Source organism: Caballeronia sp. LZ029 (assembly GCF_031451275.1).
Classification (GTDB): Bacteria; Pseudomonadota; Gammaproteobacteria; order Burkholderiales; family Burkholderiaceae; genus Caballeronia; species Caballeronia jiangsuensis.
Window position 1 is genome coordinate 218,786 of the sequence record NZ_JARUXO010000002.1, and the last position, 25,583, is coordinate 244,368.

At 61.7% G+C, this 25,583-nt stretch carries 21 protein-coding genes; 4 read left to right on the forward strand and 17 right to left on the reverse strand.

Annotated features, from left to right (window positions below):
* Positions 1–78: 78 nt before the first annotated feature.
* The 3 genes from QCE73_RS16000 to QCE73_RS16010 all read right to left on the reverse strand — a co-directional run bounded on the left by QCE73_RS16000 (position 79) and on the right by QCE73_RS16010 (position 3,377).
* Complete coding sequence (locus QCE73_RS16000; RefSeq protein WP_309882254.1) at positions 79–1,194, reverse strand: aromatic ring-hydroxylating dioxygenase subunit alpha; 1,116 nt, start codon at positions 1,192–1,194, stop codon at positions 79–81.
* A 94-nt stretch (positions 1,195–1,288) separates the two neighbouring features.
* A complete protein-coding gene (locus tag QCE73_RS16005; RefSeq protein ID WP_309882255.1) occupies positions 1,289–2,308 on the reverse strand; it encodes a PDR/VanB family oxidoreductase in 1,020 nt (339 codons plus the stop codon).
* 160 nt (positions 2,309–2,468) lie between these two features.
* Positions 2,469–3,377 (reverse strand): LysR family transcriptional regulator, encoded by a 909-nt coding sequence (locus tag QCE73_RS16010; protein WP_309882256.1) that lies wholly within the window; start codon positions 3,375–3,377, stop codon positions 2,469–2,471.
* Between the two features lie 182 nt (positions 3,378–3,559).
* On the opposite strand from QCE73_RS16010, the gene QCE73_RS16015 reads away from it, so the two are divergent.
* Positions 3,560–4,411 carry a GntR family transcriptional regulator gene (locus tag QCE73_RS16015; protein WP_309882258.1) on the forward strand — a complete coding sequence of 284 codons (852 nt, stop codon included), beginning with the start codon at positions 3,560–3,562 and terminating at the stop codon, positions 4,409–4,411.
* Positions 4,412–4,430: 19 nt separating this feature from the next.
* Here the strand turns inward: QCE73_RS16015 and QCE73_RS16020 are convergent, their stop codons facing one another.
* Complete coding sequence (locus QCE73_RS16020; protein ID WP_309882260.1) at positions 4,431–4,925, reverse strand: aconitase X swivel domain-containing protein; 495 nt, start codon at positions 4,923–4,925, stop codon at positions 4,431–4,433.
* Positions 4,922–6,157: an aconitase X catalytic domain-containing protein gene (locus QCE73_RS16025; RefSeq protein WP_309882262.1), complete on the reverse strand. Its 1,236-nt coding sequence runs from the start codon at positions 6,155–6,157 to the stop codon at positions 4,922–4,924. The genes QCE73_RS16020 and QCE73_RS16025 overlap by 4 nt, the downstream gene beginning before the upstream one ends.
* A gap of 353 nt (positions 6,158–6,510) precedes the next feature.
* Here QCE73_RS16025 and QCE73_RS16030 point away from each other — a divergent pair, with 353 nt between their 5' ends.
* A complete protein-coding gene (locus tag QCE73_RS16030) occupies positions 6,511–7,755 on the forward strand; it encodes an SLC13 family permease (RefSeq protein WP_309882264.1) in 1,245 nt (414 codons plus the stop codon).
* Here QCE73_RS16030 and QCE73_RS16035 read toward each other — a convergent pair.
* The 7 genes from QCE73_RS16035 to QCE73_RS16065 all read right to left on the reverse strand — a co-directional run bounded on the left by QCE73_RS16035 (position 7,748) and on the right by QCE73_RS16065 (position 17,418).
* Positions 7,748–8,644, reverse strand: coding sequence for a LysR family transcriptional regulator (locus QCE73_RS16035; protein ID WP_309882265.1), 897 nt, complete (start codon positions 8,642–8,644; stop codon positions 7,748–7,750). The two genes, QCE73_RS16030 and QCE73_RS16035, sit on opposite strands and share 8 nt — an antisense overlap.
* Positions 8,645–8,711: 67 nt before the next feature.
* Positions 8,712–10,046: an MFS transporter gene (locus QCE73_RS16040; protein ID WP_309882267.1), complete on the reverse strand. Its 1,335-nt coding sequence runs from the start codon at positions 10,044–10,046 to the stop codon at positions 8,712–8,714.
* A gap of 121 nt (positions 10,047–10,167) precedes the next feature.
* The gene (locus QCE73_RS16045; RefSeq protein ID WP_187609075.1) at positions 10,168–10,854 is read right to left on the reverse strand and encodes an isochorismatase family protein; all 687 of its coding nucleotides are present in this window, start codon (positions 10,852–10,854) and stop codon (positions 10,168–10,170) included.
* A gap of 198 nt (positions 10,855–11,052) precedes the next feature.
* Positions 11,053–12,087, reverse strand: a complete 1,035-nt coding sequence (locus tag QCE73_RS16050; RefSeq protein ID WP_404989773.1) for a porin — start codon at positions 12,085–12,087, stop codon at positions 11,053–11,055.
* Complete coding sequence (locus QCE73_RS16055) at positions 12,084–13,421, reverse strand: MFS transporter (RefSeq protein WP_309882269.1); 1,338 nt, start codon at positions 13,419–13,421, stop codon at positions 12,084–12,086. Before QCE73_RS16055 ends, QCE73_RS16050 begins: the two co-directional genes overlap by 4 nt.
* 135 nt (positions 13,422–13,556) lie before the next feature.
* Positions 13,557–15,311, reverse strand: coding sequence for a hydantoinase B/oxoprolinase family protein (locus tag QCE73_RS16060; protein WP_309882270.1), 1,755 nt, complete (start codon positions 15,309–15,311; stop codon positions 13,557–13,559).
* Positions 15,312–15,324: 13 nt separating this feature from the next.
* Positions 15,325–17,418 (reverse strand): hydantoinase/oxoprolinase family protein, encoded by a 2,094-nt coding sequence (locus tag QCE73_RS16065; RefSeq protein ID WP_309882271.1) that lies wholly within the window; start codon positions 17,416–17,418, stop codon positions 15,325–15,327.
* Between the two features lie 87 nt (positions 17,419–17,505).
* On the opposite strand from QCE73_RS16065, the gene QCE73_RS16070 reads away from it, so the two are divergent.
* Positions 17,506–17,670, forward strand: a complete 165-nt coding sequence (locus tag QCE73_RS16070) for a hypothetical protein (protein WP_309882272.1) — start codon at positions 17,506–17,508, stop codon at positions 17,668–17,670.
* Between the two features lie 156 nt (positions 17,671–17,826).
* Entirely contained in the window at positions 17,827–19,008 is a 1,182-nt protein-coding gene (locus tag QCE73_RS16075; protein ID WP_309882274.1) for a porin, read from the forward strand.
* Positions 19,009–19,109: 101 nt separating this feature from the next.
* On the opposite strand, the gene QCE73_RS16080 is transcribed toward QCE73_RS16075, so the two are convergent.
* The 5 genes from QCE73_RS16080 to QCE73_RS16100 all read right to left on the reverse strand — a co-directional run bounded on the left by QCE73_RS16080 (position 19,110) and on the right by QCE73_RS16100 (position 25,485).
* Positions 19,110–19,439 (reverse strand): hypothetical protein, encoded by a 330-nt coding sequence (locus QCE73_RS16080; RefSeq protein WP_309882275.1) that lies wholly within the window; start codon positions 19,437–19,439, stop codon positions 19,110–19,112.
* 142 nt (positions 19,440–19,581) lie between these two features.
* Complete coding sequence (locus tag QCE73_RS16085; protein ID WP_309882276.1) at positions 19,582–21,027, reverse strand: DEAD/DEAH box helicase; 1,446 nt, start codon at positions 21,025–21,027, stop codon at positions 19,582–19,584.
* Between the two features lie 281 nt (positions 21,028–21,308).
* Complete coding sequence (locus tag QCE73_RS16090) at positions 21,309–22,685, reverse strand: nucleobase:cation symporter-2 family protein (protein WP_309882278.1); 1,377 nt, start codon at positions 22,683–22,685, stop codon at positions 21,309–21,311.
* A gap of 53 nt (positions 22,686–22,738) precedes the next feature.
* Positions 22,739–25,015 (reverse strand): molybdopterin cofactor-binding domain-containing protein, encoded by a 2,277-nt coding sequence (locus QCE73_RS16095; protein ID WP_309882280.1) that lies wholly within the window; start codon positions 25,013–25,015, stop codon positions 22,739–22,741.
* Entirely contained in the window at positions 25,012–25,485 is a 474-nt protein-coding gene (locus tag QCE73_RS16100; protein WP_309882281.1) for a 2Fe-2S iron-sulfur cluster-binding protein, read from the reverse strand. Before QCE73_RS16100 ends, QCE73_RS16095 begins: the two co-directional genes overlap by 4 nt.
* Between the last annotated feature and the right edge of the window lie 98 nt (positions 25,486–25,583).

Genomic DNA, 25,583 nt, shown 5'->3' on the forward strand with positions numbered 1-25,583 from the left:
ATGGAGCCTTGTTTACAGGCCTTTTTTGCAGGCCTTTCACGCGGGATGGCGGGTAAAGGCGGCAGTGACCTCAAGGATCTACGCCATCGCAGATTCGTTCGCGGGCGCGCTCTGTCCTGCCAAGCCGATATGAAGCTCGCGCTCCTTGCGCTGCAGACCGACGAGAATCTGACGGGCGCGGCGCAATGCCTTGTCGGTCTTGAGAAAGAGTTCGGAATAGCCATCGTCCGGGTATTCCATCATCCGTTGCTGCCGCTCCAGCGCCCATTGATCCTGCGCGACGACCGCAGGGAACATCTCCGCGACCTTCTTCGCGGTGGGCATGTTCGCATCGCTCAACGTGGTGTGCCAATTCTTGCACGACACGTTCCAGCGCCACACGAGGTTGCGTTCATCCACCGGCAAGTGGAGATGCAGAAGCGTATACCCGCGTTCCTTGTCCGTGCCGAGTTCTCCCTCCGGCGCGACGCGCATCACCACGCGCGTGAGTCCGGGCGTGACCATGCAATGTGTGTGAACGCGCTCCACTTCGTCATACAGAAACCATTCCTTCAGATACGGCGGCTGCCGATAGCCATGCACGTGGCGCGTCGTACGCACGAATGTGTAGCCTTCGCTGTCGCCTTCTTCGAGGTCCACCGGAATCTTGCTGTTTTCCTTATCGCCGATATTGCCGTCGTGTAGCGGATAAAAGTGCGTGATGTCCAGCAGATTTTCGATCAGCAATAAATAATTCGCGGGCACGTAAAGCGGTTCGGGTGAGCCGATCGACAGGTTCTCCGCATCGGTGACCTCGGGCGTGCGCGGCGGCTCACAGCGCTGCGAAGCCGCGATGTCGCCCGGCCAGATCCAGACCACGCCGTCCTGTTCGCGCACGGACACGACGCTCAGGCGCGCTTGCGGTGGAATCGGCTTGTCGGGTGCGGACGGAATCGCCACGCACCGGCCCGCCGCGTCGTAGCACAAGCCGTGATATGCGCATTCGAGCTGACCGTTATCGAGCAGCCTGCTTTGTGAAAGCGGAAAGCGCTTGTGGCAGCAGCGATCGTCGAACGCGACGACATCGCCGCTCTCAGCTCGCCACATCACAATGGGGCGATCGACGATCTTATGCCCCTGCAACTGGCCGATAGCAAACTCCGACGAAAAGCCGATCGGATACCAGCAATCCTTCACATATTCGAATGTGCTCATGGCGCGCATCCTCTTTCTCGATGAGTGGGGAACGTTGAGTCGAGCGGAACCAGTCGCTCCGCGTGTTCTTACTGAAACCGCTTGAAAAGGCGTTTCAAAGATCGAGCACCAGCTTCGGCGACTTCGAACGCGAGCAGCAGATCATGACGAATTCCTCGCGGTCCTCGTCGTCGAGCACGGTGTCGCGATGCAGCGGTTCGCCCGCGAGATAGCGCGTCATGCACGTGCCGCAATACCCTTCGCAACACGACGTATCGACTTCCACGCCGTTCGCGCGCATGACATCGACAATGGATTCGCCTGGTGGCACCGTGAGGATTTTTTGCGAGCGCCGCAGTTCGATATCGAAGGGTGTCTCGGTTTCGGTCGCCGCCTCGCTTTCCTTGATCGCGCCGCTTGCGGAAAAACGTTCGCAATGACGCGTTCCCGCGGGCCAATGCGCGCTCGCGGCTTCGATCGCGTCCATGAAACGGCCGGGGCCGCAGTAGTAGAGATGCGTATCGGCGGGCCGTCGTTCGAGCGTCGATGCGAGATCGAGTCCATTGCGCGGATCGCCGTTATCGAAGTGCAGCGAGACATCGCCGCGCTCGATGAGCGTCTTCAGGCGATCGAGAAACGCGGCACGTTGCGAGCTGCGCGCGCAATAGAAGAGATGGAACGGCTCGCCGCGCTTTCGCACTTCCGCGATCATCGCCATGACCGGCGTGATGCCGATTCCGCCCGCGATGAACACATGCCTGCGCGCCGACTTCGATAGCGCGAAGTGATTGCGCGGCGCTGAAATAAAGAGCTTATCGCCCGCTCGCAAGGTGCCATGCATCGCGACCGATCCGCCGCGGCCCGTCGGATCGCGCAGCACGGCGACCACATAGCGATGTCGTTCGTCAGGCGAATTGCAAAGCGAGTATTGTCGAATGGTTGCGTCGGGAAGGTGCACGTCGATATGCGAACCCGCCGTGAACGCGGGCAAAGGCTCGCCATCGGCGCTCACGAATTCGAATGCGTTGATGTCGTCGGCCAGCGAGGTAATGGACTTCAGCGTGACGTGCAGTTTCTTCTGCCGTTCGTCGTCCGGACGAGCAACCGCCTCCTCTCGCGTGAGGACCGTTTCCATGTGTCTCTCTCCTTATCTCGCAGCAACAGTCGGTGCGGGTCGTGTAGGAACGCGCGCTGTGCTTGAAGAAAAGGTTAGGCGTGACGGCACATGAACTCAAACGAGTAATTTGCGCGAAAAAACATCAGGAAACTTGATGTGTCATGGCGCGCCGCACCATTTATCGCGACGAAGCCGTGGTCTTGATGCACTCGAAATCGCTGACTTCGCGAGCGAGTTCCGCGATCGCGCGAGCGAGCGAATAAGAATGCCCGGCGGGACATGCCGCGATGAATTCGACCGGCTCCAACGGATTTTCCACCTGCACGATCGCGAGTTTGTTCTGCGCGATCTCCTGCCTGTAGGAGCGCACCGGCAGATACGACACGCCCATGCCCGCGATCGTCATCGACGCCGCAACGGCCACGCTTTTGCAGCGCGCGAGATAACGGCATCGCACATGTTCCGTGAGGAACCAGTCCTCCAGCGCGGCGTAATGAAACGACGATTGCTTCATGCCGATGATCGGATACTCGGCCAGTTCGTGGGGCTTGTACGTGCGCGCGTCGAGGCCCAGCGCGGGACTTGCCATCCACTGGAAATCAACGATGCCGAGCGAGAGTGTCGAAAGCTCCGGTGTGCGCGTATGCCCCGGCGCGAGCACGAGTTCCAGTTCGGCCTGATGCAGACTCGCCATCAATTCCGCAGTCAGCGCTTCTTCGATTTCCAGACGCACATTCGGATAGCGTTCCGCAATCGTGGTGATGAGACGCGGCAGCCATGTCGTCGTGACGACTTCCGCCACGCCGAAGCGCACCGTGCCCGACACCGCTTCGGGCGCGCCGATCCGATGCTCCAGTTCGGTCGATAGATCGAGAATGCGGCTAGCATAATCCATCAGTTCGCGGCCCTTTGGCGTGAGCCGCGCCGTGCGATGCGTGCGGTCGAACAACTCGACGCCCAGCGTGCGTTCGAGTTCGCGCACGCGCATGGACACGGCGGATTGCGTCGCGTACAGGCGCTCGGCGGCGGCAGCAAAGCTGCCGAGCTTCACGGTCCAGAAGAAAGTCTCCAACTGTTGCAAAGTCATGATCGCGCTGCCTTATGACTGATGGCCGGTCCGGGCGTAGCGCGAGTTTACGGATTTCGTCGTCATGCGTCAGCCGTGGAAAGCCCTAGCGATTGCAACTTGTATGAGCATGTCTTATTATCCGAATACATGTGTGTCACGTGTCTTGTCGCGGACACACGACGCTAGCTCAAAGGCAATCCATGCAAGGCAATTCCAGCAAACGCGCCGCCGCTCCGAAACGCGGCAAAACGACGAATGAACCGCTGCTCAATCGCGACAGCGCCATCGCGCTTTATATCCAGATTGCGGACCGTCTCCGCGCGGAAATCGACGCGGGCACCTTCGCGACCGATAGCAAACTTCCCGCCGAAAGCGAGCTGACGCAACGTTTCGATGTGAGTCGCGTGACCGTGCGGCAGGCCATCGCGCAGTTGCTTGCGGACGGGTATGTCGTCAGCAAGCAAGGCAAGGGCACCTTCGTCTCGCGCAACAAGTTCGTCCATGATCTGAAGCCGATGCGCGGCTTCTACGATGCCCTGGTTGCACAAGGCGTGGAGCCGAAGACGAAGCTGCTGGAGTTCGGACCCGTGAGCACGCCGGAACCCTTGCGGCAGGCATTCGGGAAAGACGATGGCGAAAGTGATTGCTTTCGCCTCAAGCGGCTCTATCTCGTCGATGGCGAGCCAATTGCGCTCGTCGTGTCGTATCTGCCGCCGCAGGCAAGCGGGCTCACCTGGGAGCAGGCGAACCGCAACCCTATCTACGTGCTGCTCGAAAATCTGCTCGCGATGCCCGTAGCCCAGGCGCAGATTCGCATTCGCGCGTGTTCGGCGGGTACGTCGGTCGGGCGCGCGCTCGGGCTATCGCCGCGTGCCGCATTGCTCGTGATGGACCGCGAATCGTTCGATGGAAACGGCATGCTGCTGGAACGCACGTCGTTTCATATTCGTCCGGAGAACTACGAATTCACGCTGAGCGTGCAAGGACCGTTGCCGGTCGGCTCGTCGATCAAGAACGTGAACGGCGCGGCATCGCACGATCACGCGGCGTGACCGTGCGACGCTGGCTCGTTCAACGATGCGCAGGTTTCACATGCACTGTCGACGTGCCCTGCTGCCCTTGCGCGAACGTCGCCGAAGCAGGTTCGCCCGCTGCCGCGCGCAACACGCGCAGCGTCTTCGTTGCAGGATCGATCTCTACGAACGCGCCATGCGGCACGACCGCCGTCACGTCGCAATCGAAACCCGCGATCATCGAGATATCGCCGAGGGCCGCGCCTTGCGCGAGAATCGGGTTCACCGTGTTGAACACGATTGCCGCCGGCGCCATGTTGCGCGACTGCATCTCGTGCAACATCCACGCGCTGGCTACGCCGCCTTTTGCCGTATCGAGCACGAGTATGCGGCCGATATACGATTGCCCCACGAGCTTGTGTGAAGGCCGAGAAAAGACGCCTTCCAGACGGTTCAGATCGTAGCGGGCGGAGAAGCCGTCGCTTGCAACCAGCGCCTCCGCCGACACTTTATTGCCGAGCGCGTGACGCGCGACAAGCACGATTTCGTTCATGCGAGTTCTCCTGTCACGGCTGCGTCGATGCATGCCTGCATCGATGCCAGCATCGGTGTATAGCCGTATCCGCCGAGAATATTCACCAGCTTCGCGCTGTTGGTGGCGAGCGTTTTCCAGCCCTTCGCCTCGGACATCTCGCGCGCATACGACTGATAAAAGCACATACCCGCGAGCACCGTGCCGCCCGCTTTTTCAATGCAGCGCGTATAACCGAACCGCTCGGCATCGGGCGCGACCTGCGGGCTCGTGATCGCGAGCATCGGCACCTTGAAGGTGCGGCCATCGCAGAGTTCAGCGAGCGCGCGCAGTTCGTAAAGACTCAGTTGCGGCGCGGAAAAGACCACGACGTCCACATGTTTTTCGACTGCATAACTCGCGGTCAGCGCTTCGATTTCCGCGCGGCCGATACGATGATGCACCGGCAACGCATCGCCGCCGACATCTTCGAGCCGCGACGCTTCCGGCGTGATGCCGACGATATGAAACAGCGCGATCGATCCGTAACTCGCCATCGCCGCGCCGAAGTGCTTGAGGTCGTCGGAAGTCGGCGCGGCCTCGATGCCTTCGATCACCGGCACTTCCCAGTAATTGCCCGCAAGACGGCCGATCACGCCGCCGAGGGCGCCCCATTCGTTGAGCGTGCGCGGCGTGAAATCGACGCGAAAGCGCTTTGTCGCACGGCGTTTCTCATCGAGATGAAAACCATAGCGCGGCGTGCGTCCCGTGAGACCAGCGGACAACGCAGACGGGCCGCCTTCGAAATTCGTGCGCGCGCCGCTCACCGAGTTCGAATAGATCACGACGCCGGTATCGCCGAACGCGACGTGTTCGCCGCGCGTGGCCGCAAGCACGGTCTGATAGTTGATGCAGGTGTCGGTCATGCTGACGCCCAGGCGCTCGAACGCGTGAATCGTGCGGCGTTCGAGCTCGACCATCCAGTCGCGCTGACCGAGATCGCTGGCCTTCGAAAAATCGGTGCCACGCGGATCGGTGATGGTCGGAATACGCACGGTGTGGCGGCCATCGCCGAATTCGGAAAGCCGCTCCAGCCACATGACGCCCGCCTGTCCGAGACTCTCGGTATCGGCCATGATGTGCGCCTGCGTGACCGGCACGAAATCACGCGCACCGAAGAATTCGCCGACCTGTATCTGATGGCGCATGGCCATTTGCAGGACCTTGCCTTGCTCTCCATTGAGCATGGCGGTCTCTTCATCGTCGAGCAGCATTCGCAATCCCCCTACGGATATCGTCGCTGAAAACTACGCCTTGATTGTCTTATCTTGTATTAAGACAAGATAGGCGGATAGTAACGACGTGCTCTACCGATGTCAACACGCGTCGATCCGTCATTGGCATCGTGCGGCGGGTCGCACGGCGTCGGCGATTCCACCAGTTGACAGGTGCGAAAGCACGGCGATAGCATGCATCACGATGTATTGATACAAGCTAATACAACGACTGAGCCACATGTCTGACCCAGAACATCGCAGCATTTTCGTTCCCGCCGGCGTGAGTCCGCGTGCGCTTCAATGCGCCGAACGTTCCCGCGTCGAAAAACAAATCGAGGGGAGACACCGGTATGACCAACATCCATATCGTTGCGCTTGTCCTGCTGGTGGTCGTATTTGCGATCAGCCTGTGGCGCGGCATCAATCTAGGGCTGGTTGCGATTCCCGCGAGCTTCTTGCTGGCGGTGCTCGCGAGCGTTCCGCAAAAGCGGATATTCGCATCCTTCCCGACCGATCTCGTCATGCTGATTCTCGGCGTGATGTATCTGTGGAATCTCGTGCGCGATAGCGGACTTGCAGAATTGATCGTGCATCAGGCTGCCGCGATGTCTCGCGGGCGGCCGTGGCTGCTGCCGTGGACGACGTGTGCCCTCACCGCCTGTATCTGCGCATTGGGCGCGTTGCCGATCGCCGCGCTCGTCATCACGTTGCCGGTTGCGCTGGAGATTGCGCGGCGCGAGAGAATCCGCCCGGCGTTGATGGGCATCGTGACCATTCAGGGCGGATGTATCGGCGGATTGTCGCCGTTGAATCCGTGGGCCAAGGTGGTCGCCGCGCAAGCGGCCAAGGGCGGCGTGACGCTGCTTCCCATGCACTTTTTCTTCTGTCAGCTCGCGATCAATTTCACCTTCGCGCTCCTGGCGTTCTTCGCGTTTGGCGGAGCGGAACTGATCGCGCGCGGCAGGAGAGGCAACGCCCCTTCGAAAATCGCTTCAGGAGCGGTCTCCTCGCGACTCGCGCTGACCTGGCAGCAATGGGCCGCGCTCGCCGCGTTGCTCGGTTTCGTCGCGCTGGTGTTGACGCACCACGATGTCGGTCTTAGCGCGTTTTCCATGGGCGTTCTGCTCAACATGGCGGTTCGGGCGGACCCGCGCAAGGTCATCGCCGATCTGCCGTGGAGCATGGTCGTGATGATCTCGGGCATTCTGATTTATATCGGCATGCTCGAACACGTCGGCGTATTGAAGGCGACCGGCGAGCTGCTGCAAAATCTGGAACAGCAATCGCTGGTCCGCGTGGGCATGACGTACCTCGGCACGTTGATGGCGAATTTCGAGGCTTCGTCGGTGGTCGTGCTCGGGTTGGTCATTCCGGTAGTGACGCACTCGCTGGCGAACGAACCGTCCGCGTTGCTTGCGTCGATCCAGTTGGCGCTATCGGCGACGAGCATCGTCGTGATTACGGCGAGTCCGTTTCATCTGGGCGGCGGACTTGTTCTGGCGGAGTTGCATGGAGATGAGAGAACGTTCAAGGATCTCTTGAAGTGGACGGCGGCGTTGACGCTTTTCGTGCCGCTGGGTGCGTTTTTCATCTGAGGCCAGAGCGAACTGCCTTCAACTCACTAATGAAGGTGTCGACGGACGGGTTGCGCGTGTCGCCGCGCCAGCAGACGACCATATCGATTGCCGTGTCCCTGTCCGAGAGCGGCCGGATGCACAATCCGCTGCGCTGAATGTTGCGAATGCACTCGGGATAAATGCTCACGCCCGTATTCGCAGCGACGAGGCCGATGATGCCGTCGCTTGTCGATGCCTCCTGAGCGATCGCGGGCGCAAAGCCCGCGCGATGGCAGATCGAGAAGAAGTGATGGCGAAACGCTTCCCACGAATGCGGCGTGCCGAGCACGAAGCGCTCGTTCGCGAGGTCGGTGAGTTTCAGCGCTTTCTTCTGCGCCAACGGATGCGCGGTTGGCAGGAGCGCAACCATCGGTTCCCGGCCGAACACCCGCGTTTCGACGCCGGGCGCCGCGAACGGCCCGATCATGAAACCGACGTCGATGGTCGAATCGAGCATCGCTTCTTTCTGCACCGTGCTTGGCATATGCACGAGATCGATGTTGATCGACGGAAACTTCTTGCCGAACGCCTCGATGATGGCGGGCAACGTGCCGTTGATCGCGAAGTCCATGTAGGCGATGCGCAAATGCCCGATGTTGCCCGCCTCCGCGCGTCGCGCGAGCGTGATCGCCTGATCGATATGCGTGAGCGCGAGTTGACAATGCTCCGCGAATACGCGGCCCGCATCGGTCAACTCGACGCGCCGCGTCGTGCGCGTGAGCAACGCCGCGCCCACCGATTCCTCCAGCGCCTTGATGATGCGGCTCAACGCCGGCTGCGTCATGTGGAGACGCTCTGCCGCGACATTGAACTGCAGCGCGTCGGCGACCGCCAGGAAGGCTCGAATGTGATGAACGTCGATTCGCATGTCGCGTCGTGGACCCTTCAGCGTCTGTCGGGCCGGACGCGAGGTCGTCGCGGTCCGGGCAAGTGCCCTATCTTACCGGTCGCCCGGCCGAGCCCAGCGTGATCAGCGCGCCAACGACGACCAAGGCCGATACGACGAACAGGCCGTTGTTCAGGCTTCCCGTGACCGTCTTCACGAAGCCCAGCATACTCGGGCTCGCGAAGCCGCCAAGCAGGCCCAGGCTGTTGATGAACGCGATCGTGCCCGCTACCGCGCGCGTGCCTGCGAGGAAGTCGGTGACGATCGCCCAGAACAGCGGCTGCAAAGTGAAGATACAGGCCGTCGCCACGCTGATGCACGCGAGCGCGAGCCGCAGATCGGAGCCCGTGCCCGCAATGGCCGACAGCGCGGCTGCGCCGATCAGGGCACAACCTGCCGTATGCCAGCGCCGTTCGCGTGTTCTATCGGAATGGCGGCTGACAAGCACCATCGTGAGCGCGGCGACGCCATAGGGAATCGCGGAGAGCATACCGATCGAGTAGGCGTCGGTGACGCCTGCACCCCTGATCAGGGCTGGCAACCAGAAGCTGATCGCATACACGCCGCAGATGAACGTGAACCAGACGAGCGCGAGCGCATAGATCCGGCCGCTTCTCAGCGCGCCGCCAAAGCCGTGTCGCTCGAAGAGAGACGACGCGTCACGCTCCCGGTCGAGCTCGTGCAGCACGACCGCCTTCTCGGCATCGGAGAGCCAGCGTGCCTCGCGCGGATTGTCGTCGAGATAGAAGAACGCAGCGATGCCAAGCAGGCACGACGGCAATCCCTCCACGAGAAAGAGCCATTGCCAGCCTTGCAGCCCATGCACACCGTCGAGCCGGTTCAGGGCCCATCCTGACATCGGGCCGCCCAGCACGCCTGCCATCGCCACCGCGGTGAGAAAGAGCGCCATCACGCGGCCGCGTCGCGCGGCCGGATACCAGCACGTGAGATAGAAAATCATGCCCGGAAAGAAGCCCGCCTCGAAGACGCCGAGCATGAAGCGCATCACATAGAACGCCGTGGGCGATTTAACGAACATCATGCCCGCTGAGGTGAGCCCCCAGAGCAGCATGATCCGGATCAGAGTCTTGCGCGCGCCGATGCGCTCGAGAATGAGATTGCTCGGCACCTCGAAAAGAAAATATCCGGCGAAAAAGATACCGGCTCCGAGTCCGTACACCGCGTCGCTGAAGCCGAGATCGCTGCGCATCTGGATCTGCGCGAAACCGATGTTGATGCGGTCCAGATACGCCGCCACGTAGCATACGAAGAGAAACGGAATCAGCCGCCACGTAATGCGGCGATACGTGGCGTTCGCCATCGCGGACGAATGCGGCACGCCATCCTCCGTCAAAACTGCGCCTTGCAATGCACCTTCGTTCATTGCGCTCTCCAAAGATGAGCAATAAATGGCGAAGCGACGACCCCTCGGGAGTCGGTGGCGCGCGGCTCCCGTTCGAAACCGCAAGTGCAGCAACGCGGGCCGCCAGCGGCCCGCGCAACACTCAGCCCTTCACCGATTGCAGATAGTCCACGCAGCGATCGACCGATTCGACATCCGCGAACTTCGCATCGATGTCGAACAGGTTCCATTCGACCGCACCCGGCACGCGGTCGCCGATGCATTCACGCACCGCGATCGTGCGGAAGCCTTCGGCCAGTCCGTCGCACAGCGTCGTGCGTACGCAGGCCGAGGCCGTCACGCCGGTCACGAGAATCGTGTCGACGCCCGCTGCGCGCAGAAAGCCCGCGAGGTACGTCCCGTGAAACGAGCTTGCGCGCTTCTTGATCAGCACCTGCTCGCCTTCGATCGGCGCGATGCGCGAATCGATGGCCCAAAGGTTCTCGTCCGATTGAGCGACCACATCGACGGGAATCTTGTTGTGCCAGAGGCCCATGTCGGTATGCGGATTCTTGCGGTCGGTGACCTGATAGCACGTCGTCACGTGAACGACCGGATGACCGTTCGCGCGGCACGCGGCAAGCAGACGCTGCACGCCGGGAATGATCTGGTCGTCGATGTGCTCGCACGTGAACGGATTGCCCGGTCGCGTCCAGGCATTCGCGAGATCGACGTTGATCAGCGCGGGCTTTTTGCCAAAGCCCACGCGCCGCTGAAAACCACGCTCCTGATAGAGCTTCGTTGATTCTGCGAAGGCTTGCGCCAACATTTCGTTCAGTCCTGCATTCATCTCTTCACTCTCCGATAGTTACTCTGGGACGCTTGTGCCTTGTGTGTCGGCAAGAAAACTATAGGTTCGTCATTAATGCTCGTCCAATTCCGTTTTAGCCGTGTTTAATAGCGATTTTGGTACTAATCCCCCGCCTTCCACACACGCACAAAAAAGCCCGGGACAGGCCCGGGCCAGGACGGCATCAACCATCGCGAATCAGAATCGGCTGCGAATTCCCACGCCGTAAGTCATGCCCGAGGACAGCGCGCTCGCGCGATCCGCGAGTACGGCGGCGTAGAGGTCCGTTCGTCTCGACACGTTGTAGTCGAAGCCGACTGCGAGCGTGCTGCGGCTCGCCTGTGACGCGCCCGAGGACTTCGAATGCATATACGACGCGAGCGCCTTGCCGTCACCGATCGGCACGGCAAGGCCGAGCTGTACGCCATTGACCGTCGTGTCCGCGCCGCTTATGTCGTTGGATAAGCGCTGATACTGGCCGTAGAAGCGCACCACGTTCAGATCGCACAGCGCGGCGACCATCACGGCAGTCTGTCGCGAATAGCCTGGCGCGATCGCATTGAGATCGCCGGGTGTCGTGTCGAAGGGCTGGCTCTGGAACGCGACATTCACGGAGAAGATGCCGCCTGCGTACCCAGCCGATCCGCCCCATTTGTGCGCGTTGCCCGGTTGATTGCCGAGCGCGTAGATCGCGTCCGCGCTGAAGCCCGAAAGGACCGGCGTGCGATACAGCGCCGCGTTGTTCCAGGCATATCCGCCGATGAGTCCCTGCCCGTTCACGCCCAGATACGTGTGCAGTACAGTCGGCGAGAACGTGTAAGAGTCGATGAACGGATTGAACAGCACCGCCGTCACGAAATAGGGCGAGACGATGCGCCCGAGGTGGATCGATCCGTAAGGCCCGCCGACCGAAACCTCCGCGCTGCGTCCGAAGAACGGTTCGCCGTCGAAGCTGCCCGCGCGCCCGTTCTGGGGCCGGAAAAAGTCTTCCAGCGTGAAGCTCGCGTGCCATCCGCCGCCCAGATCGTCCGTGCCGCGCATCCCCCAGTACGACGTCGACATGCCGCCACCGCCGACCGTCCATGCCTGCGCGCTGCCCAGCGGTTTCGATGAGCCCATCCACGCGTCGACCAGTCCGTACAACTGGACCGACGACTGCGCGTGCGCCGCCTGTGCCTGCCACGCCACGACGAGCGCGGCGGCGATTCTCGTCATGGTCCTCGCGCGCCTCATTTGTCCGCCCCCTCGTCGCCCTTGCGCGCGAACATCATCAGCAGCGCGGATGCGAAGCACGGCAGCGCCCCGAAATACAGCGCGCCCTCCTTCCACGAGCCACCGTGCGCGAGCAGCGCGGTGACGCCCGCGCTCGCGATGACCGCGCCGACGGGCCCCATCGCGGTGACGATTGCGCCACCGGTAGCGCGAATGGACGTCGGATAGCTTTCGCCGATGAAGAACAGCGCCGCGGCATACGGCCCGATCAGGAAGAAGAGCCCCAGGCTGTAAAGTGCGACGACCACGGCGAAATCGCTGGGCGCGTAGAGCATCGCGAGAAACGAGAAGGCGCCGAGCGTCCATCCGGCGACGATGGTATTGCGCCGACCCAGCCGGTCGCCGATGTAACCGTGCGCGACATAGCCCAGATAGCCGACCACGTTCGACAGCACGAGCACGACCAGCGAACTCTGAAACGATAACGCGTGAACCTTGGTGATGACGGTCGTGCCGAGAACGCTGAAGACCTGAATCGTCGACCAGTTCAGCATGAAGCTCAAACCCAGAACGAGCGTCGAGCGCAGCGCCCGTCCGCGAAACGCCGCGCCGATTCCTCCACCGTGTTTCTCATAGTCGAGGCCATGCGCCCGCGCGAGCTCTCGCGCTTGCGCCGTGCCTCCCGCGCGCGCCGTATCGACGATGCGCCGGTGCAGCAGAAACTGCGGGCTCTCCTTGAGCCGCCGCGTCATGAACAGAATAGCGACAGCCGGGAACGCCGCGAAAACGAAGCAGCCCTGCCAGCCGACCAGAGGCAGCAACACAGCGGTGAGCCCGGCCGCGACCAGCGCACCGATCGGCCAGCCGCCCTGTACGAGGCTGAAGAAGAAGCCTTTGCGGCGATCCATGCGCGGATCGTCGAGGGCGGCGTACATCTCGTTCAGGTACGTTGCGTTGACCGTCTGCTCGGCGTAGCCGAGTCCCGCCAGCGAACGCACGAGCACGAGTACGGCCTGCCCCGCGTTGCCGGCCGTCGCGGTGAGTCCGGAGCAGAGCGCGGCGCCCGCGACCGTCGTGATCATGCCGGTGCGCCGCCCGAAGCGATCGACGATCGGGCCGACGAGAAACGCGACGACCGCCGAGCCGATCGCCACCAGCGTTGCGATCTTAGCCTGCTGCGCCTCGCTCCATTGATAATGCAGGCCGATCTCGGGCAACAATGTGCCGAACAGAATGAAGTCATACACTGCGAAAATCCACGCAAAAAATGCCGTCCAGCTTGCGCGGCTCACGTCGCGAACGTCGACGGGCGGCGGGGCCCAGAATTTCTGCGATACGGCGTCTTCTCGTTTCATCGTGTCTCTCTTTGCGCTCGCGCGATTGATCGTATCAACGAAAGCACGTTGATTCGTATAGCTAACTATTCATTTCGGAAATCGAAACCGGGAAGGCAGCGGCGAGCCGGAGAGCCCGGCTCGCGATCTGATGCGTTAGCTGCGAATCTTTACGCGCAGCGCCTCGGTCGCCGCGAGATCGAGAGTGAGTCCGGCAGTAATCACGACGCCGTAGGCATCGCGTGCATGCTCGATCGTGCAGAAGTCGTCGAGCACATCGTCGAGGACCTGCTGCGCGGGCCTGTCCAGCGGATCGCCATACCCGCCGCCGCACGGCGCGTAATACGCCATCGCTTCGCCTGCTTCGAGCGCGACGTTGGAGAACTTCGCGGGCATCGGTTTCACGCTGCCGTCGCGCGCAACGATTTCGACCTTGCCCACCTGACCCTCGCCTCCACCGAACGCGCCCCAGGGCACGTCCTCATGACGTTCCGATTCGTGCGTGAGCGTGCCGCCTTCTAGCAGGCGCTGCGTCTTCACGACACCGATGCCGCCACGATACTTCCCCGCGCCCGGCAGCACGTCGTCGCGCAACTCGTAGCGGTCGCATACCATCGGCAGATGCATGCCGAGATCTTCGATGGGATTGTTGCGCGTGTTGGCCATCAGGTTGTCGATGCAGTCGGGACCATCCGACCTGGGGCGCCCGCCATACGCGCCCTCGTTCACTTCGAGAAACACCCAGTAATCGCCCGTCGGACGAATGCCCGAGTAGGCGGCGAAGGACAGTGTCGCCGAATTGCCGGCCGTCGTGCGCTCGGGCAGCACGGGCGAGAGCGCCTTGATGATCAGGTCGATCATGCGGTTGCACTGCGTGAAGCGCGCTTCGGCCGCGGCCGGGAAAATCGGATTGAAGATCGAGCCCTCGGGCGCGGTCACGCTGATCGGCCGGAACGAACCTTCGTTCGGCGGCAGCTTCACGTCCATCAGCGCCGTGTCGGTCAAGAGCGCGCGGAATGCGCAGTAGCAGGCCGGCTTCGTCGATCCCTCGAACGGCACGTTGAAGCCCGTCGGCACCTGATCGGCGGAGCCGGTCAGATCGACTTCGACGCCGTCGCCACGCACTTTCACGCACACCTTGATCGGCAGACGCTTGTCGCGATTGAGCCCGTCGTCATCGAGAAAGCCTTCGGCGGTGTAATCGCCGTCGGGAATCTCCGCGATACGGTTGCGCATCATCGTTTCGGTGTAGTCCATCAACTGATCGGCGGCGCCGAACACCGTTTCGCGGCCGTATTCGTCGAGCAGCTCCTGCATGCGCCGCGCACCGAGCTGGGCCGAGGCGATCTGTGCGTCGATGTCGTCTTTCGTCTGACGCGCGGTGCGGCTGTTGTAGCCGATGAATTGCCAGAGCCCCTCGTTGCGCCTGCCGCGCTCGTAGAGCTTCACGCCTGCGAACAGCATGCCTTCCGCGAACACATCGGGAATATCGATGATGAGCCCGGGCGTCGCCGCGCCGATATCGACGTGATGCGCTGTGTTGGCCGCGAACGCCACCAGTTCGCCGCGCCAGAATATCGGCACGACGATGCAGAGATCCGGGCTATGGCTCGATCCATAGTACGGGTGATTGTGGATGACCACATCGCCTTCTTCCCACGTGCCGCCCTGAAGACAGCGCGAAATGCCTCGCAGATACGCGGGAATCGAGCCGATATGCAGCGGCGAGCCTTCCGATTCGGTCAGCGTGTTGAAGTCCAGATCGAAGAGTCCTGCTCCGATGTCCTGCGATTCGCGAATGATCGACGAGAACGACATGCGATACAGCACGTGTCCCATTTCTTCCGCGATCGTATGCAGCGCCCCGCTGATCACCTGCAAGGTGATGGGGTCGACGCGTCCGTTGTCCATGGTTGCCCTCCTCTTACGCGGTAAGCCGGTTGATATGGATATTGCCGTTCGCGACGACGCGCGCGCGATAACCCGGCGGCACGAGCGTCGTCGAATCGCGCTGCACGACGATTGCGGGTCCGTCGAGCGTATTGCCGGCGAGCAGGCGGCTGCGGTCGTAACGCGGTGTGTCGTAGGTCGCGCCGTCGTCGAAGGTCGTGCGGCGCACGAACATGAGCGCGCGATCGTCGGGTCGCACCGAACCCGTCGACAAGGGCGGCCACTGCAAGGCCGGCGTCTTCGCCACGCCGATGACGCGCAGCGTGACGATCTCCACTTCGACGTCGTCGAAGGCCCAGCCGTAATCGCGCTTGTGCTGCGCGTGAAAGTTCGCTTCGATACGCTTCACGTTCGCGAGGCCGATCGCACCGTCGGGAATGTCGGCGCGCAACTCGAAGCCCTGACCGTGATAGCGGCATTCCGCGACGCGCACGTAGTGCTGGCGGTGCGCCGGAACGCCGTCCGCTTCCAGGCGCGCACGGCATTGCGCGGTCAGTTCTTCAATGACGCCGTTGATCTTGTCGATGTCCTGCTCGGTGACGTTATCGAGCACCGTCATCACCGAACGCGTGAATTCGTATTGCATGTCGGTGACGAGCAGGCCGATGGCGGCTGTGATGCCCGGCGCGGGAGGCACGATCACCTCGCGCGCGCCGACTGCTTCGGCGAGCGCGACGCCATTGAGCGGACCCGCGCCGCCGAACGGCAGCAGCGCGAAACGGCGCGGATCGAATCCCTTCGCAACGGAATTCGCGCGTATCGCGAGCGACATGTTCGAGTTGAGAATGCGGATGATGCCGAGCGCCGCTTCCTTGACGCTCATGCCGAGCGGCCGCGCGATCTTCTCCTCGATCGCGCGATGCGCGAGCTCCGGATCGATCTTTACGCCACCGCCGAGGAACTGGTCGGCGTCGAGCCGGCCGAGCACGACTTGCGCATCGGTGACCGTGGGCTCCGTGCCGCCGCGCCCGTAGCAGGCCGGGCCCGGATCGGCGCCCGCCGAGCGCGGTCCCACGCGAAACGCGCCGCCTTCGTCGATATACGCGATCGAGCCGCCGCCCGCGCCCATCGTCGCCATGTCGATCATCGGCGCGAGCACCGGATACGCGCCCACATAGGTATCGCGCGGATTCATGATCTTGACCTGACCATCGGGAATCGTGCTGAACTCCGCCGACGTGCCGCCGATATCGACCGTGATCACGTCGCGCGCATCGGACATCGCGCCTGCCCACCGTCCGCCCATTACGCCGCCCGCGAGTCCCGACATGAGAATCGACACGGGCCGCTGCGCGCACATCTCGACCGTCGACACGCCGCCGTTCGACTGCATGATGCGCAGGTGCGCGTGGATGCCCGCGTCGCGCAGCTTGCCTTCGAGGTTGTTCAGATAGAGCGCGGTCTTCGGACCAACGAAGGCGTTCATCGCGGTCGTCGAAAAGCGCTCGTACTCGCGGATCACATTCACCACTTCCGACGAACACGACACGTAGGCGTGCGGCAGCACCGACTGGATCAGCGCCTTGGCGCGGCGCTCGTGCGTATCGTTGAGAAAGGAGTACAGGAAGCACACGATCACCGAGTCGATGCCACGCGCCTTGAACACGCGCGCCGCTTCGAGCACTTCGTCCTCGTTCAGCTCCGCGGCGATCTCGCCGGTCGGCGGCATGACGCGCTCGGTGATCGCAATGCGATTGCGGCGCTTCACGAGCGGATGCGACTGCCACGGCACGTCGAACTGCAACGAGAAGTTGTGCGGCCGCTTGTGCCGTCCGATGTGCAGAATGTCGCGAAAACCGCGCGTCGTCAGCATGCCGACTTCGGCGCCGTTGTGCTCGATCGTGATGTTGGTGGCGACGGTCGTGCCGTGCACGATCATCGAGACATCAGCGGGCTTCACGCCGGCGAGCTCGCAGATCTCGAGCACGCCGCGCAGCACGCCCACCGACTGGTCATGCGGCGTGCTCGGTACCTTGTGGACGAACACGCTCGCGCGATCGTTCTTGTTTGCTTTCTCGAGGACCAGATCGGTGAACGTGCCGCCGACGTCGACTCCTATTCTTGCCATGGCCATTTCCTCATTGAACCCTGATGAAGCGCCTGCGCTTCGATTCAGACTGATCGAAGCCAAAGCGCACGTCCGTGCTGCCGCGCAGTGGAAAAGTGGAAGCAACAGGAGGAATTTGGCCCGCCCAATAATCGCATGTCTATTGATATTTCGGGCTCGATTGATACCGCTTTCGGCATGAATTCGTTAGGCGTCGTCGGTCGGTCCGAAGGCTGGATGCGCGCCTTTGCGATCACGATGACGCTTATTTGAAGTTGGCGAATCCGACTGGAGTCGCATAGAGTAAATGCAGCACATCGCGCCTTTTCGTATCGATGATTCGCACGGCTGCGTGCGTGCCGACATCGAGGTCTGTGTAGAAAGCGTTCCAGGAGAAGCGTATCTCCCGGACTTGGCTGGAGCAGGCAGATGAACAAGATGCTTATAACCGGTGCCACGACGATCATCACACTGGCCGGCGCAGCACATGCGCAAAGCAGTGTCACGCTATACGGGCTCATCGACGCGGGTCTGACCTACACGAACAACCAGATCACCGGGACGGGAGGCGGACACAGCAACTGGGAGATGACAAGCGGTGCGGTTCAGTACAGCCGCTGGGGCTTGCGCGGGACCGAAGACCTCGGCGCAGGGTTGAGTGCCATCTTCACCCTGGAGAGCGGCTTCAACCTGAACAACGGGCAGTTCTCGTCGAGCAACCGCATATTCAATCGCCAGGCTTATGTCGGCTTGTCGAGCCGCGAATACGGCGCGCTCACGCTGGGCCGCCAAACCGACGGCATGGTCGATTTCGTCGCGCCGCTTTCATTGACCGGCACGGAGTTCGGCGGCACACATTTCGCGCATCCGCTGGACAACGACAACCTGAACGATTCGTTTCAGATAAACAACTCCGTGAAGTACCTGAGCCCGTATTTCGCCGGCTTCAGATTCGGCGCGCTTTACGGCTTTTCCAATCAGGCAGGTGGCTTCACGAACAATCGCGCCTATAGCTTCGGAATGTCGTATGTATCGGGAGCGTGGAGCTTCGGGGCCGGTTATCTGCAGCTCAACAGTGCCGCGCGCACGCCGGCACAGTTGAACACGAATGGCGCAGTCACCGATACGACCGGCTCGTCCCTGCAAAGCGCGCTCACGCCGACCGCTGTGCCTTTAGGCGTGCTGGCCAGCAGTCAGAAGACCTTTGGCGCCGGCGTGAACTACACCTTTGGCCCGGCTGTGGCGGGCTTCGTTTACTCGCACAGCAAGTTCGCGCAATTCTTCCAGAATTCGCTAAGTGGAACCTTCCAGAACTTCGAGGGCAACCTTCGCTACGCGCTCACGCCGGCGGTCGAATTATCGGGTGCATATACCTATACGCGCGCTGGCGGAAATGGAGGCGCCGGCGGAGTTCCCCATTGGAATCAGGTAAGTGCGATGGCCGACTACCGCTTCTCGCGGCGCACCGATGTTTATGTTCAGGGTGTATGGCAACGGGTGAGTCCAAGCGGCAATTCGCCACTGGGCGTGGCATGGATTAACGGCGTCACCGAGCCGTCATCCACGAGCAATCAGATTGAGGCGACCGTCGGCCTGAGGCATCGCTTCTGATGCTCCAGGAACGATTGAGCAGTGCCTGCTTCAATCATCATCGCCTTGTCTTCATCGCCTCGTCGCTCGCCATCCTGCGCCTGGACGGGCATGTCATCTCGTCAGGTGCCGGACGACGCTAACGTTTCCAACATGTGAGCCGTCGCGTCCCTTCCTGCTTCCACGACGGTGGTGAAATCAGCGGTCTGAAGTGCAGCGGTGTCAGCGCCCGCAATCGGACGTTTTCGCATGGCCTGCCTCAGGATGAGCGTCTTGTGCTGATAAAAGAGTTCGAGTTGCCTTGCATCCGATGCATGAGGTGCCAAGTCGAAAGTCTCTTCAAGCGCCCGGCGTGAGATATGAAAACGTTGAAGTCCGCGAATCACGCGAACCTGGAACACGACCCCGTCACTGTTGTGAGGGATTGCTGCCCAAACCAGCGCGCTGCCCATGCCATGCCTCCATTTGACTTCAATCCTGATTCAAAACTCCTTGCCCTATGATGGCGCTCAAAAAATACGTTTCAAAAATACGGCTTCGTGGCTTTGACATTTTTACGACAAGAGGCTTGTGAGCCTTGACCTGGACTACGGATCAGGGTCGCCGTTTGCCGCGGCCATCAGCGGGTTTCCCAGCCGGCTTATGGGAACCCGCAGCCGGCTCGCCTGCGGGTTTGCTGCGTGGCTTTTGCACGCTGAATGGATTACTGCCGGGCATGCTCGCGCCTTTACCGGCGGCCACAGTGCCCTGCGCCGCAGGCTTGCGCCGGTTTTCGGCACTTTGCGGGTGAAGTTCTTTGCCGAGCACCTTCATGGAGCCCGGCGCAGCTTGCGGCACTTTGGGCTTCTTGGGCTTTTTGGGTTTCTTGATGAGCTGGCCTGTCGCGCTGGTTTGCGGCACGCGATGTTCGGCTTCGAAACCCGGCTCCTCTTCACGGGGCAGCGTTTGCCGGATCAGCGCTTCGATCGCGGCGAGTTGCGGCGCTTCATCGGCACACACGAGGGACACGGCCACGCCGCTGGCGCCCGCGCGGCCAGTTCGGCCAATACGGTGCACATAGTCCTGCGCCACGATCGGCAGATCGACGTTGATCACGAGCGGCAGGTCGTCGATATCCAGCCCGCGCGCAGCCACATCGGTGGCTACCAGCATATCCACTTCGCGTGTCTTGAAACGCTCCAGCGCACGCAAGCGCGCGGGCTGCGGTTTGTCGCCGTGGATGGTGTCGACCGCATAGCCCGCTTCATCCAGCATGGCCGCAAGATAATCCACGCCGTTGCGGGTTTTGACGAACACCAACGCGTGCTTCCATTCGTTCTCAGCCAGAAGATGCATGAGGAGGTCGGGCTTGTTCCTCTTGTCCACGGGCACCACCCATTGCTTGATCCTGCTGGCCGTGGCATTGGGCGGGCTGACGCTGATATTGACCGGGCCGCGCAGAATGCTTGTCGCCATCGCGCGGATGTCATCGGTAAACGTGGCGGAAAACAGCAGTGTCTGCCGTCGAGCGGGCAAAGCGGCAAAGACAGCGTTGAGCTCGCGCGCAAAGCCCAGATCCAGCATGCGGTCAGCTTCATCCAGCACGAGCGTTTCTACTTGATCGAACTGCACCGCATTCTGCCGATTGAGATCCAGCAAACGGCCCGGCGTGGCAACGAGCACATCCACTCCTTTGCGCAACTTCATCATCTGCGGATTGATACTCACACCGCCGTAGGCGGCCAGGCAGCGCAAGTCGAGGCCCTTGCCGTACTCGATAAAACTTTGCAGCACTTGTTCAGCCAGCTCACGCGTGGGCACCAGCACCAGAACCCGCGCGCGATTGCTGGACACCGCCGGGCCGGACTGCGTCAGCCGTTGCAACAGCGGCAGCGCGAAACCGGCCGTTTTGCCAGTGCCGGTCTGTGCCGCAGCCATAATGTCCTTGCCGCTGAGCACGGCAGGAATCGCCTTGGCCTGCACCGGCGTAGGCGTCTGGTAATTGAGGTCCTGCAAATTGCGCAGTAACGGATCGATCAGGCCGAGCGAAGAAAAAGACATGCGCGTATTCCGGACTAAAAGCGCAATTTTAGCGGTTACCGGGGTGATTGCACGGCGCGGATCGATTCGACAACCCGGACCCCTACGGTCCGGGCGGATCGTTCGTCTTGCAAGTAAAGCACGTTGATGAGCGGCGAATGGCAGTTGTCGAAGCAAAAGGAACTATCGAGAATCTATATAATTCGGCATCCGAATTTTCATATCATTTCAAGAGTGCCGTGCGTTTTCCTCGATATCCTTGCTGGCACTCCATCCAAAGCCGCACCCGCAGACCAACCGCCCTATTGCTCGACGAGACACACGGACCCATCGTCTTCGATCTGCGAATGCGGATCGGCGCGAGGAATGCCGTTGAACAACAGGTTCAAGCCGACCGAGGTAAGACAGGCCAACAGTATGCTGCTATGCAGGAGCGGTTGAATCCAGGCCGGAAGTTGCTTGAACAGGGTTGGAGAAAAGGTCGGTAACAGCGAAATGGCCAGCGTTGCGGCGACGATATACACGTTGCGCCGGCTGCTTTCGAAATCTACTCTGGCCAGCGTGCGAACACCCGCCGCCGTGACGACGCCGAACATGAATAGCCCCGCACCGCCCAGCGCCGGCAACGGCACCGATGCCACAATCGTCGCGAGTTTCGGCAACAGTCCAAGGACACAGAGGATCACCCCTGCGGCCACCGCGACCCAGCGGCTTTTCACGCCCGTCACGACAACCAGTCCGATGTTCTGGCTGTAGATGGTGTAGGGAAAGCCGTTGAACACGCCGCCGATCACGCTTGCAAGCCCGTTGGCTCGCAGACCATCCGTCATGTTCGCGGCCGTCAGGTGCTTGCCGGTGACGTCGCCCGTCGCCAGAAAAAGACCCATCGATTCGATCATGATGATGACCATCACGATCACGATGGTCGCTATCGCGAGCGGGTCGAAGACAGGCCAGCCAAAATAGAAAGGCTTGACCATGTCGACCATCGGCGCTTGCTCTACGCCGTGGAAATTGACCATCCCGAAGGGGATCGCGACCAGCATGCCTGCAGCCAGCGCGAGCAAGACCGATATATTCGACCAGAACCCTTTCAGCCAGCGGTTGATCACGAGGATCATGGTGAATACGAACGCCGCCAGCGCAAGGTTATGCGGCGCACCGAAATCCGCCGCGCCTCTGCCACCGCCGACCCAACTCACGCCCACGGGAAACAGCGAAAGCCCCACCACCATGACGATCGAGCCGCCCACGATCGGCGGGAAATATCTCACGAGCTTGCCGAACACCGGCGAGATCAACATGGTCAGCAGACCACCGGCTATCACTGCGCCGATCACCGCTGTCAGGCCGAGGCCCGGACTTGTGGCGATCACCAGAATGGGCGGGAGCGCGCTGAACGCGACGCCCTGCATGACAGGCATCCGTACGCCGAAGCGCCAGAATCCGCCCGACTGCAAGATCGTCGCGATGCCGCAGGTGAACAGATCGGCGTTGATGAGTACAGCGATCGCTTCTTTGGGAAGCTTGAGCGCGCTGGCGATGATCATCGGGACCGCGATAGCCCCAACGTACATCACCAGTACATGCTGGAAGCCAAGCATGAAGAGCAACCCCGGCTTCGGCACTTGATCGACAGGGGCCGGTTCGGGGCGTCGCAATTCAGATCGTGCATGCATACATTGTCTCCTGCATAACTGGGCATGGCGCCAGCGTTGTGAGTATGGTCAAGTCAGGTTTGGGCCATAACGAACGGCGTTGCGCGCAGTCGTTTGCCAGTTGCAGCGAAAATCGCATTGCCTATGGCTGGTACGACGGGGGGATTCGACAGTTCTCCGACACCTCCCGGCGGGCGTCCGGACGGTGGCAATATCTCAATCGCCAACTCGGGTGCTTCGTGTATGCGCAGCACGGGGTAGTCGTGAAAGTTGCTCTCGCGCACCTGGCCGTTTTCGATATGGATCGCATTCGTCAGTGCGGTCGACACTCCCCAGAAAATCCCGCCCGCCAGTTGCTGATGAACCGAACTCGGATCGACTGCGAGCCCGCAGTCCACCACGCAAGTGATCTTATTGACCTTGACCGTGTCCTCCTTCACTTCTACGTCGGCAACGATCGCGATATAACTTTTATATCCTTCGTAGACGGCGACGCCCTGCCCGCGACCCGTGCCGATATCGCGGAAGTTATTCGCTTTCCAACCGGCGAGGACAGCCGCCCGATCGAGCACAGCTTGCAAATTGGGCCGACTGGAAAGCGCTCTGCGACGATAGTCCACCGGGTCCTGTCCGGCCGCGTACGCAGCTTCGTCGATAAGACTCTCGATCGCGAAGATATTGGGTACATAGCTCACTGCGCGCCACCACCAGATCGGGAAACCGGGTTCGTGTCTTACCCATGCGAGGTCGAGAGAGGCGATGTCGTAGTAAAAGTCGTCGCGCATGCCTTCGGTGCAACTGGGATCTACCGGAACCTTTGCCAGAAAGCCCGGGTCATCGGGTTCCTTGATCGACGGCACCACCGCACGCAGACTGAAGCCCAGCAGATTGCCGGAAGCGTCGAGTGCGGCGCGCGCCTTGTGCACGCTGGCGGCGTGATAGTACAGGCCGCGCACATCGTCCTCGCGACTGTAAAGCAGCTTGATCGGCCGACCCATGCGCTTCGAGATAAAGGTGGCTTCCAGAATCTGATGCAGTCCCTCGCGCGCTCCGAAACTGCCTCCGGCCTCGGTCAGGTGAATGCGGACCTTGTCACGCGGCACGCCGGCAATCGATTCCGCCGCTTGCGCGCACCGCGAAGGCACCTGAATGCCTCCCCAGTATTCGACTGCATCCGGCTTGACCCACGCCACCACGCTCAACGGCTCCATCTGAGCATGCGCCTTGTACGGCATGCTGTAGACCTCCTCCACGACGCGCGGCGCGTCCCTGAACGTCGTTTCGGCGGCGCCTTTCGTCTTCGACTTCATGCCTGGATCGTCGACGTGCTTCTTCATCTCCTCGATGGTGGTCTCGGAGTTGAAGCTCGCGAGGTCGCTCTCGCCCCACTCGACTTTCAATAGCTTCCGTGCGCGCTGCGCTGCCCAGAAATGATCGGCAACGATGGCCACACCGGGCTGCGCCGCGCCGTTCGCAACAGGCATCGCGGGCATGTTCTCGCGAAAGTGCGCGATAGCATCCGGAATCTCGATGGCAAAGACATCGCGTACGCCAGGCAATGCCTTGACCGCGTCCGCGTTGAATGACTTCACGCTCGCGTTGACGACAGGCGGATGGATCACGATTGCGGTCAGCATGCCCGGCAGCTTGACGTCGATCGCGTATTGAGCGCGCCCTGTCACTTTGTCGGCAACCCGATAGCTGCGCCGCTCCTTTCCGATCAGGACGAACTGATCGGGGCGCTTGAGCGTCACCTGTGCCGGAACCGGTCCGGCTGCCGCGCCCGCCGCGAGTTCGCCATAGGATGCCTTGCGTCCGCTCGCGGGATGGAACACCACGCTAGCCGCGGCGTTGCAGGCATCCTGGTCGACCGACCAACGCCGGGCGGCTTCAGCGACGAGCATGGCCCGGGCAGTCGCACCGGCGCGCCGCAAGGTATCCCATTCCAGCGACACGCTCGTACTGCCGCCGGTCGCGTGCATTCCCCAGAGCGGATGAAGATAAGCCTTCGCCAGCGGATCGTCCGGTTGAATCACTCGCACTCGATCCCAGTCCGCGTCGAGTTCTTCCGCCAGCATCAGGCCGAGCGCGTTCTTGACGCCGGTGCCGCTATCGAACTTGTGGACGACGAGCAGCACCTGATTGTCCGGCGTGATTCGAACCCACGCGTTCGGCGCGAAGTTCCCGGCTGTGCTGTCCGCGATCGATGCTGCCCGCGCGCTGCGAATGCCGATCCCCGTCGCGTGGATCTCGAGCAGCAGGCCGCCCGCGAGTGCAGCGCCGGTCTGGAGAAAGCGTCGGCGGCCCGCGGAAACGTCGGGTGCATGCAGGTTCGGTTGATCGCGCTTCATGCCGCCGCCCCCTTGCGAAGGACAGCGGCAGCCCGATGGATCGCGCGGCGAATCCGCACGTACGTCCCGCAGCGGCACAGGTTGCCCGCCATCGCCGCGTCGATCTCCTGATCGTTGGGATCGCGCGTATGCCGGAGCAACGCGGCAGCCGACATGATCTGGCCGGACTGACAGTAGCCGCACTGTGGAACATCTTCTTCCTGCCACGCCTGCTGTAGTGCGTGCAGGGTCTGCGGCGCGCCCAGGCCTTCGATCGTGGTGACGCGCTGCGCGGCAACGGACGCCAACGGTGTCTGACAGGCCCGCACCGCCTTCCCGTTCAGGTGGACCGTGCAGGCGCCGCACAGGCCCATTCCGCAGCCGTATTTGGTGCCGGTGAGATTCAGTTCATCGCGCAGCACCCATAACAGCGGCGTGTCGCCCGGCATGGCAACGGTGCGGCGCTCGCCATTCACCTCGAGCATGATCATGTCGTCTCCTGCGTTACCGTCGGTGCGGCAACATTCTCGTAAAGGAATCGCAACGCACGGCGCCTGCATCGACGTCTTTGAGCCGTGTGGGTAAAGCC

Bases quoted from the DNA above. Each gene is read 5' to 3' on its own strand.
- QCE73_RS16080 (WP_309882275.1), bottom strand. From the start codon at position 19,439: ATGGGCAGCGCGCTGGTTTGGGCAGCAATCCCTCACAACAGTGACGGG.
- QCE73_RS16055 (WP_309882269.1), bottom strand. From the start codon at position 13,421: ATGAAACGAGAAGACGCCGTATCGCAGAAATTCTGGGCCCCGCCGCCC.
- QCE73_RS16040 (WP_309882267.1), bottom strand. From the start codon at position 10,046: ATGAACGAAGGTGCATTGCAAGGCGCAGTTTTGACGGAGGATGGCGTG.
- QCE73_RS16060 (WP_309882270.1), bottom strand. From the start codon at position 15,311: ATGGACAACGGACGCGTCGACCCCATCACCTTGCAGGTGATCAGCGGG.
- QCE73_RS16075 (WP_309882274.1), top strand. From the start codon at position 17,827: ATGAACAAGATGCTTATAACCGGTGCCACGACGATCATCACACTGGCC.
- QCE73_RS16035 (WP_309882265.1), bottom strand. From the start codon at position 8,644: ATGCGAATCGACGTTCATCACATTCGAGCCTTCCTGGCGGTCGCCGAC.
- QCE73_RS16065 (WP_309882271.1), bottom strand. From the start codon at position 17,418: ATGGCAAGAATAGGAGTCGACGTCGGCGGCACGTTCACCGATCTGGTC.
- QCE73_RS16010 (WP_309882256.1), bottom strand. From the start codon at position 3,377: ATGACTTTGCAACAGTTGGAGACTTTCTTCTGGACCGTGAAGCTCGGC.
- QCE73_RS16045 (WP_187609075.1), bottom strand. From the start codon at position 10,854: ATGAATGCAGGACTGAACGAAATGTTGGCGCAAGCCTTCGCAGAATCA.
- QCE73_RS16020 (WP_309882260.1), bottom strand. From the start codon at position 4,925: ATGAACGAAATCGTGCTTGTCGCGCGTCACGCGCTCGGCAATAAAGTG.
- QCE73_RS16050 (WP_404989773.1), bottom strand. From the start codon at position 12,087: ATGAGGCGCGCGAGGACCATGACGAGAATCGCCGCCGCGCTCGTCGTG.
- QCE73_RS16000 (WP_309882254.1), bottom strand. From the start codon at position 1,194: ATGAGCACATTCGAATATGTGAAGGATTGCTGGTATCCGATCGGCTTT.
- QCE73_RS16090 (WP_309882278.1), bottom strand. From the start codon at position 22,685: ATGCATGCACGATCTGAATTGCGACGCCCCGAACCGGCCCCTGTCGAT.
- QCE73_RS16015 (WP_309882258.1), top strand. From the start codon at position 3,560: ATGCAAGGCAATTCCAGCAAACGCGCCGCCGCTCCGAAACGCGGCAAA.
- QCE73_RS16100 (WP_309882281.1), bottom strand. From the start codon at position 25,485: ATGATCATGCTCGAGGTGAATGGCGAGCGCCGCACCGTTGCCATGCCG.
- QCE73_RS16005 (WP_309882255.1), bottom strand. From the start codon at position 2,308: ATGGAAACGGTCCTCACGCGAGAGGAGGCGGTTGCTCGTCCGGACGAC.
- QCE73_RS16025 (WP_309882262.1), bottom strand. From the start codon at position 6,157: ATGCTGCTCGACGATGAAGAGACCGCCATGCTCAATGGAGAGCAAGGC.
- QCE73_RS16085 (WP_309882276.1), bottom strand. From the start codon at position 21,027: ATGTCTTTTTCTTCGCTCGGCCTGATCGATCCGTTACTGCGCAATTTG.
- QCE73_RS16095 (WP_309882280.1), bottom strand. From the start codon at position 25,015: ATGAAGCGCGATCAACCGAACCTGCATGCACCCGACGTTTCCGCGGGC.
- QCE73_RS16030 (WP_309882264.1), top strand. From the start codon at position 6,511: ATGACCAACATCCATATCGTTGCGCTTGTCCTGCTGGTGGTCGTATTT.